The following is an 8841-nucleotide window of genomic DNA, read 5'->3' as shown; positions in this document are numbered from 1 at the left end:
AGGTCAACGACAGGGGCGACGACAGAACGCCGGACACGGCGAACTCCAGGTGCGGGCACAGCGCCGGCGGACAGGCGAGAACCGCCAGCTTGCCCGGCACGGCGAAGGACGACGAGCCGGATGACAGCTCACGAGCTGTCGGGGACATTGCGACCACGCGGGACCTCCGTCGACGAGGAACGCCTTCCCCTGCGCCCGTCGACCCGCCCCCGTTTGGCTGGGTGAATCGTCCCATGGTCCGGCTCAGCGGACTAGCCCTACCTCCTCCTGAAGTATCACTAAATGGCGGGAAGTTTTGTCCGCACCAACCATTGGTGACGGGCTCGGGATGGGCCGATCGGGCAGGTCACCCGAGGAGGCGGGTCGCCCAAGGAGACAGGTCACCCGAAAAGATCAGGCGACGGCGGCCGACGGGCCGACGGGCACAGGACCGATGAGCCGCCAGGCCGGGAGACCCGGGGTTACGAACCGGTCGACGGAGGTCCCGCGGACGGGCCCTCGGCGGGCGCGGGACGGGCCCCGACAGTCTTGTCCGCCTGGTCCGCACCGCCGAACAGGCCGCCGAGGCCACCGAGGGCGGTGGTCAGCTCGCTGGGCACGATCCACAACTTGCTCGCCTGCCCCTGGGCGATCCGCGGCAACGTCTGCAGGTACTGGTAGGCTAGCAGTTTCTGGTCCGCGTTACCCTCGTGGATCGCCCGGAAGACGGTGTCGATCGCCTGGGCCTCGCCCTGGGCGGTGAGGATCTGCGCCTCCCGCTCCCCCTCGGCCCGCAGGATCGCGGCCTGCTTCTCCCCCTCGGCCCGCAGGATCTCGCTCTGCTTGACGCCTTCCGCGGTCAGGATCGCGGCCCGGCGGTCCCGCTCGGCCCGCATCTGCTTCTCCATCGAGTCCTGGATGGACTTCGGCGGATCGATGGCCTTGAGCTCCACCCGGTTGACCCGGATTCCCCACCTTCCGGTGGCCTCGTCGAGCACGCCGCGCAGCTGCCCGTTGATCTGGTCCCGCGAGGTGAGGGTCGCCTCCAGGTTCATCCCACCGATCACGTTGCGCAGCGTGGTGACGGTCAGCTGCTCGATCGCCCGGATCACGTCCGCGATCTCGTAGGTCGCCGCCCGTGGGTCAGTGACCTGGAAGTAGATCACCGTGTCGATCCCGACCACCAGGTTGTCCTCGGTGATCACCGGCTGCGGCGGGAAGCTGACCACCTGCTCCCGGAGGTCGATGCGGTCACGGACCCGGTCGACAACTGGGACCAGGATCGCGAGGCCCGGCGTCAGCGTGCGGTGATACCGGCCCAGCCGTTCGATGACCATCGCGCGCGCCTGCGGCACGATGCGCACCGCCCGGACCAGAAAAATCAGTAGGACCGCCGCGATCACCGCGGCGGCGATCACTCCTGCCATGGCGTACCCCTCACTTTCAGCCCCCTCGATGCCGGCCGTCCCTATGCCGGCCGTCCCGATGCCGGCCGGTTGAAGGCCGACCGTCCCGATGTCGGCGCTGTCACATCCACTGGCATCGCCGGGGGCGCCGGGGCCCCGGTCGTCAGAGCTCGAAACTGTGGACGATGGCAGTGGCACCATCGATGCGCAGCACCCGCGCCTCGCTGCCGGCCTCGAGCACGGTGGTGGTGGGGTAGGACCGGGCCGACCAGATCTCTCCCTTGACCTTCACGCGACCCCCGTCGCCGTCGACCCGCTCCACCACCATCGCGCGCTCTCCGACGAGCGCGTCGGTACCCGTGAGCAGGGGCGGCGTACGTTGCAGCTGACGCTTCGCCACCGGGCGCAGTCCCAGCCCGAATCCACCCGCCGCGACCACGAAGGCGACGATCTGCCAGACCAGATCGACGCCGAGCAGCGCGGCACCGGCCCCAATGAGCGCGGCCAGCGCGAACATCGCCAGCGTCAGGTCCAGCGTCAGCAGTTCGCCGACGACCAAGGCGCCGGCGATGACGATCCAGATCGTCTCGTCGGACATGACTCCATGATAGACTGCCCAGTTCAGTGGGCGATCAAAGGATCTTCAAAGATCGCAGGCGCCGCAAACCAGGAATGAAGCGGCCTCGGCCCGCGAATACCGTTCGGCCCGTAGGCTTCGGTCGTATGTCACAGGTATGGCCCGGCAGCCCCTATCCCCTGGGCGCTACGTACGACGGATCGGGCACGAATTTCGCGATCTTCTCCGAGGTCGCCGACCGGGTCCAGCTGTGCCTGTTCGACGACGCGGGCAACGAGGAGCGGATCGACCTGCGGGAACGGGACGCCTTCGTCTGGCACGCCTACCTTCCCACCGTGGGACCGGGCCAACGCTACGGCTATCGGGTCCACGGGTCCTACGACCCCGCCCGAGGGCTGCGCTGCAACCCCACCAAGCTCCTCCTCGACCCGTACGCGAAGGCGGTCGACGGGGAGGTCGCCTGGGACCAGGCGGTGTTCCCCTACACCTTCGGCGACCCCGACAGCGTCAACGATGCCGACTCCGGCCCCCACATGATGAAGTCGGTGGTAATCAGCCCGTTCTTCGACTGGAACGGGGACCGCCCGCCACGCCGGCCCTACAACGAGTCGGTGATCTACGAGGCGCATGTCCGGGGGCTGACCAAGAACCATCCCGGCCTGCCGGAGGAGTACCGCGGGACCTACGCGGGAGTCGCCCACCCGGTGATGATCGACCATTATCGCAAGCTCGGCGTGACCGCGATCGAGCTGCTGCCGGTGCACCAGTTCGTCCATGACGAGCATCTGGTCAGCCGCGGGCTGCGCAACTACTGGGGCTACAACTCCATCGCGTTCCTGGCGCCGCACAGCGGCTACTCCGCCTCCGGCGGCCACGGCCGCCAGGTGCAGGAGTTCAAGGGAATGGTCAAGAACCTGCACGAGGCCGGGATCGAGGTGATCCTCGACGTCGTCTACAACCACACCGCCGAGGGCAACCACATGGGTCCGATGCTGTGCTTCCGCGGCATCGACAACAGCGCCTACTACCGGCTCGTGGACAACCGACCCCAGTACTACATGGACTACACGGGCACCGGCAACAGCCTGCGGGTACGACACCCGCACGTGCTACAACTGATCATGGACTCGCTGCGTTACTGGGTCACCGACATGCACGTCGACGGGTTCCGGTTCGATCTCGCGGCGACCCTGGCCCGGGAGTTCTACGACGTCGACCGGCTGTCATCGTTCTTCGACCTCGTCCAGCAGGATCCGGTGGTCTCCCAGGTCAAGCTGATCGCGGAACCGTGGGACCTCGGCGAGGGCGGTTACCAGGTGGGGAACTTCCCCCCGCTGTGGACCGAGTGGAATGGCAAGTACCGCGACACTGTCCGTGACTTCTGGCGCGGGCAGGACCACGGGATCGCCGAGTTCGCCTCCCGGCTGACCGGATCGAGCGACCTGTACGAGAACAGCGGGCGCCGGCCGTGGGCGTCGATCAACTTCATCACCGCACACGACGGGTTCACCCTGCACGACCTGGTCTCCTACAACGAAAAACACAACGAGGCCAACGGCGAGGACAACCGGGACGGCTCCGACGACAACCGGTCGTGGAACTGCGGAGTCGAAGGGCCCACCGACGACCCGACTGTCCTGTCCCTGCGCGCCGCGCAGACCCGTAACCTGCTGACGACGCTGTTGCTGTCCCAGGGGGTGCCGATGCTGGTCGCCGGAGACGAGATGGGACGCACCCAGCAGGGCAACAACAACGCGTACTGCCAGGACAACCCGATCTCCTGGCTGGACTGGTCGGACGCCGAGCGCAACGCCGACCTGATCGAGTTCACCGGCCTGCTGTCAAGGCTGCGCCATGATCATCCGATCTTCCGCCGCCGCCGGTTCTTCCAGGGCAAGTCGCTGCGCGGGCAGGGCGGCACGACGCACGGCGCGGACGAGGCGATCACCGGCGCGGCCGAGGCGGCCACCGGCGGGCAGGCGGGCGGCCAGGACGCGGATGGCAGCGGCGGGCGCTCCGGCGACGACCCCGCCGCCAAGGACGACCCCGCCGTCAAGGACATCGCCTGGCTTCGCCCGGACGGCACGGAGATGTCCGACAGCGACTGGGAGTCCGGGACGGCGCGATCACTCGGCGTCTACCTCAACGGTGAGGGGATACCGGACCCCGACGCGCTGGGCCAGGCCATCATCGATGACTCGTTCCTGCTGTTCTTCAACGCCCACCACGAACCGGTCGGGTTCCAGACGCCGGCGACCAGTTTCGGCAGGTCGTGGGAGATCGTCGTCGACACCCGCCCGTCGACGGCCGAGGTCGACGCCCGGCTCAGCGACACCGCGCTGCTCCACTCGGCCCTCGATCCCGCGAGCATGGGAAGGGCCGTGAAGGCCGGCGATCCCATCGAACTCGACGCCCGCTCGACCGTCGTGCTGCGCCGTGTCAGCTGACCCGGCGCATCCCGGCGGGGGGTACGGCGCCGACCGGGTGGTACCGACCGCCACCTACCGGCTCCAGCTCAACCTGGACTTCTCCCTCACCGACGCGGCGGTCGTCGTCCCCTACCTGGCCACGCTCGGCGTCTCCCACCTGTACCTCTCGCCCGTGCTGGAGGCCGCGCCCGGCTCGGCCCACGGCTACGACGTCGTCGAGCACGGGCAGATCAATCCCGAGCTGGGGGGGACCGGCGGGCTGCGCCGGCTCGTCGCCGCGTGCCGCAAGGCGGGACTCGGCCTGATCGTCGACGTCGTCCCCAACCACATGGCGATCGCCCCGGAAACGACGAACGCGGCTTGGTGGTCGGTGCTGCGCGAGGGACCCGAATCCCCCTACGCCAGCTGGTTCGACATCGACTGGGCCTCCCCCGACAACCCCGGCCGGGTGCTGGTGCCGATCCTGGGCGCCGGGCTCGCCGACTGCCTGGCGGCCGGGGAGATCTCCGTCGAACAGGACGAGGACGGCGAGTGGGTCGTCGTCTACTACGACCACGTGCTGCCCGTCGCCGCGGGCACCGCCGACCCCGACGACGTCGCCGCGACCCTCGACGCGCAGTTCTACCGGCTGTGCTGGTGGCGGGTCGCCGCGACCGAGCTGAACTACCGGCGGTTCTTCGATATCACGACCCTGGCGGCGCTGCGCCAGGAGGACCCGGACGTGTTCGCCGCCACGCACCGGCTTCTCATCGAACAGATCCGCGCGGGGACCTTCGACGGGCTGCGCATCGACCATCCGGATGGGCTCGCGGACCCGGAGGACTACCTGCGCCGGCTGTCGGAGGCCACCGGCGGGGTGTGGACCGTCGTCGAGAAGATCCTGGAGGATGACGAGGCGCTGCCGGACACCTGGGCCTGCGACGGCACCACCGGCTACGAGGGGATCGGCCGGCTGACCCGGCTGTTTCTCGACCCGATGGCGGGTCATCCCCTCGCGGTGCTCTACGGCGAGATCACCCGCGCGGACCCCGACTACGAGGCCGAGGCGCGGGCCGCCAAGCTCGACGTCCTCGCGGGCGTGCTCCAGCCCGAGGTGGACCGGCTGACGAGCCTCGCGCTCGGGGAGGCCCGGGAGGCCCGGGCCGACCTCACCCGAACCGGTCTGCACGAGGCGATGTGCGAGGTCCTCGCCGCCTTCGACGTCTACCGGGCCTACCTCCGCCCGGACGGCACGCCGAGCCTGGAGGCCCGCGGGCATGTGGTCCGCGCCTGCGAGCAGGCCCGGTCCCACCTGCCGGGCCGGGCGACCGAGGTCGACCTCATCGAGGACCTGGCGCTGGGCGGGCCGGCCGAGTTCGTCGTCCGCTTCCAGCAGACCTGCGGGCCGGTGATGGCCAAGGGCATCGAGGACACCGCCTTCTACCGGTATGCCCGGCTGCTGGCGCTGAACGAGGTCGGCGGCAACCCCGGCCGCTTCCCGGCGTTCACGACCGGGCACCCGCGCAGCGCCGTCACCGAGTTCCACGAGGCGAACCTGTCGGTCCAGCGAAACTGGCCACTGACGATGACCACCCTGTCGACGCACGACACCAAGCGGTCGGAGGATGTGCGGGCCCGGCTCGCGGTGCTGTCCGAGGATCCCCGCGGCTGGGCCGAGGTGGCCGGCCGGCTCGTGCGGCTCGGGGAACGCCACCGCGACACCGAGCAGGGCTGGCCCGACCGGGCCACCGTCTACTTCCTGCTGCAGACCCTGGTCGGCGCCTGGCCGCTGCCCGCCGACCGGGCCACGCGGTACATGCTCAAGGCCGTCCGGGAGGCGAAGACCCACACGAGCTGGACCGACCAGGACCCCGGCTACGAGGCGGCCCTGACGAACTACATCGAGTCGGTGCTGGAGGACGACGAGTTCGTCGGCATCCTGGAGCGGTACGTCGCCACGCTGCTGGAGCTGGGCCGGCAGAACTCGCTGGCCCAGAAGCTGCTCCAGCTGACCATGCCCGGGATAGCGGATGTGTACCAGGGCCAGGAGCTGTGGGATCTCTCCCTCGTCGATCCGGACAACCGGCGGGCGGTCAACTACGGTGATCGCACCAAGCTGCTCGCCGAGATCGGTGTGGAGTCGACCGCCGAGACCGGTACGCCGCGTCGCCCGCCGACCCTCGACGACTCCGGCGCGGCGAAGCTGCTCGTCGTCGCCCGGGCGCTACGAACCCGCCGCGACCATCCCGAATGGTTCGGGGCGGACGCGATCTACCGGCCGCTGTGGGCCTCCGGCTCGGCCGCGGAGAACGTCGTCGCCTTCAGCCGGTCCGAGTCCGTCGTCACCGTGGTGCCCCGCCTCGTCCTCGGCCTGCGCCGCGGCGGCGGCTGGCGGGACACCACCATCCCCCTACCCGAGGGACGCTGGACGGACGTGCTCACCGGCCGCAAACACGACGGCGGCACCGCCTACGTGCTCCGGCTGCTACGCGACTTCCCGGTAAGCCTGCTCGTCCGCGCGTAGCACGCGGCGGCCGGCCCCTGCTATCCCGGGCGGCGGCATGGGGGCCGAGCCCGATCCCCGGTTTGGTTACGCTCCCTCGTGGAATCATGAGGACCGAGGACTGCCCTACACCCCTGACGTCAGTGGATGTCTGACAGATCACCCCCACGGGCGTGGGGAGGACACCGGTTCCGACACCCAGCACGTCGTGGTCGGCGGATCACCCCCACGGGCGTGGGGAGGACTCGGTCACGCCGTCCCCGGCGACAGACGAACCCGGATCACCCCCACGGGCGTGGGGAGGACAGCAGGTTCGGGGTGGCCGCGTTCTCCAGGTACGGATCACCCCCACGGGCGTGGGGAGGACTGCGGCGCAGCAGCTCGGCGCCGGGATCGCGGCGGATCACCCCCACGGGCGTGGGGAGGACACTTGCTGACCTGGGCTTTCGTAGGCATTCCGGCGTTTGTTGTGATTTCCTGTGGGTGGACCGGATGAACCGGAGCGGGTCTGCATCATGGATGCCTCATCCTTGCGGATACGAACTGATCTTGGTTCGGCTGGATCACGCCTCACTTCTGTAATCTTCGGCCTGCGGTGCGTCTGTCGTTGGGAGCGCTGGTCGCACCGTGTAGGGCGTTGCTGGGGAGCTAACGCTAGCCTGCCCCGATGAGCTTCGGGGGATGTTCGGGTGAGGTCGGCGGCGTGTCGGATCGGGTGGATTTATGGTTGTGGGGGAAGTCGAGGGGGCTGGATAAACCGTATCCGCTGGTATGGCATCTGCTGGATACCGGAGCGATGGCTGAGGTTTTGTGGCGGGAGGTGATGGCGGACTCGGTTCGCTGTTCGGTCGCGTCGGGGTTGGGCTGTTCGGTGGTGGAGGCCGGCCGGCTGGTGGCGTTTTGGGCGGCTTTGCATGATATCGGTAAGATCATTCCCAGTTTTCAGGCGCAGGACGGGAAAGCGTTCGGTGGCCTCACCGGATATCCATCCGATGGCGAACGGGCTTCGGTCAGGCATGACCTGGCCACCCAGCAGTTCCTCGCTCAGGTTCTCGGTGATCTGGGGTATGTCCGTGGGTTGAGGGACGACGCGTCGTCCGGGCGCGTTGCGCAGCTGCTTGGTGGGCATCACGGCTGCTTCCACGAGATCAACGATCGGGACGAGGATCTGCGGCTTCGCCGCTCTGAGCTGGGCGGTCCTGAATGGGTGGACCAGCGGCGGGTGGTGCTGGCGGCGATCGAGAAGGTCTTCGAGCCGCCGGCCGCGCCGGCGGAGGTCCCGCCACCGACGGCGGCGGTGGTCTGTGGTCTGGTGATCCTGGCGGATTGGCTTGTCAGCCAAGAGGACTTCATACGGGCTCGGCAGGAACAGGCAGGCCGTGATGTCCGTTGGGCGGATCACGCGGCGCTGCGGGCGCATCGGGCGGCCAGCGCGGCCGCAGCGATAGGGCTGGTGGCCGATGCCGGTCTTGGCCGGCTCGTGCTGCGCGAGGGCTCGTTCGCCGAGGAGTTTCCCGCGTATCCCCCGAACGACTTGCAGCGATTGGTGGCGGAGCATCTGCCGCCGTTGCTGTCGGGGCCGGGTCTGCTGCTGGTGATGGCGCCGATGGGTATGGGGAAGACCGAGGCCGCGTTGCACGCGGCGCGGTTGATGGGCCGGGTGGCGGGGACGGCGGGGCTGGTGGTCACGTTGCCGACGATGGCGACGGCGGACCAGATGTTCGGCCGGGTGCAGGCTTATCTGTCTCGGTGCGCCGATCCGGCGTCAAGCGCCGCGGTCACGCTCCTGCACTCGATGGCCTGGCTCAACCGCGCCTATGACCCAGGTCCGGACAACGGGGAGGTCCTCACCGGCGAAGGGACGTCCGGCCCGGGCGAGGAGGGCCCGCGAACCGCTGCGACGACCTGGCTGCGGGGGGCGAAGAAGGTCCTGCTGGCTCCGGGCGGGGTGGGCACGATCGATCAGGC

6 protein-coding genes and 1 CRISPR repeat array are annotated in these 8841 nt (G+C 69.2%); of the genes, 3 read left to right on the top strand and 3 right to left on the bottom strand.

Annotated features, from left to right (window positions below; genetic code table 11):
• The 3 genes from AC08OP_RS15670 to AC08OP_RS15660 form a co-directional block, all read right to left on the bottom strand.
• Positions 1–148, bottom strand: a 148-nt coding sequence (locus tag AC08OP_RS15670; protein ID WP_476614880.1) for a DUF3145 family protein, incomplete at its 3' end; no start/stop codon positions are given.
• Between the two features lie 313 nt (positions 149–461).
• Positions 462–1406: an SPFH domain-containing protein gene (locus AC08OP_RS15665; RefSeq protein WP_476600463.1), complete on the bottom strand. Its 945-nt coding sequence runs from the start codon at positions 1404–1406 to the stop codon at positions 462–464.
• A 142-nt stretch (positions 1407–1548) separates the two neighbouring features.
• Positions 1549–1983 carry an NfeD family protein gene (locus tag AC08OP_RS15660; protein WP_476614879.1) on the bottom strand — a complete coding sequence of 145 codons (435 nt, stop codon included), beginning with the start codon at positions 1981–1983 and terminating at the stop codon, positions 1549–1551.
• 125 nt (positions 1984–2108) lie between these two features.
• Here AC08OP_RS15660 and glgX point away from each other — a divergent pair, with 125 nt between their 5' ends.
• The 3 genes from glgX to AC08OP_RS15645 all read left to right on the top strand — a co-directional run.
• A complete protein-coding gene (gene glgX, locus AC08OP_RS15655) occupies positions 2109–4409 on the top strand; it encodes a glycogen debranching protein GlgX (protein ID WP_476614878.1) in 2301 nt (766 codons plus the stop codon).
• On the top strand, positions 4399–6894 hold the full coding sequence (gene treY / locus AC08OP_RS15650; protein ID WP_476614877.1) for a malto-oligosyltrehalose synthase: 2496 nt from the start codon (positions 4399–4401) through the stop codon (positions 6892–6894). Before glgX ends, treY begins: the two co-directional genes overlap by 11 nt.
• A 134-nt stretch (positions 6895–7028) precedes the next feature.
• Positions 7029–7301: a CRISPR direct-repeat array (repeat unit 29 nt; unit sequence CGGATCACCCCCACGGGCGTGGGGAGGAC).
• Positions 7302–7540: 239 nt separating this feature from the next.
• Positions 7541–8841 (top strand): CRISPR-associated endonuclease Cas3'' (locus AC08OP_RS15645; RefSeq protein WP_476614876.1); only part of this gene is annotated, 1301 nt, incomplete at its 3' end.

This window comes from Frankia sp. CeRuru1, from assembly GCF_977966315.1.
Note: the sequence above shows the minus strand (reverse complement) of the source record. Positions and strands in the feature narration are given on the sequence as shown.

Excerpts from the sequence above, each read along its gene's own strand:
- AC08OP_RS15665 (WP_476600463.1), bottom strand. The coding sequence starts at position 1,406 with ATGGCAGGAGTGATCGCCGCCGCGGTGATCGCGGCGGTCCTACTGATT.
- AC08OP_RS15660 (WP_476614879.1), bottom strand. The coding sequence starts at position 1,983 with ATGTCCGACGAGACGATCTGGATCGTCATCGCCGGCGCCTTGGTCGTC.
- glgX (WP_476614878.1), top strand. The coding sequence starts at position 2,109 with ATGTCACAGGTATGGCCCGGCAGCCCCTATCCCCTGGGCGCTACGTAC.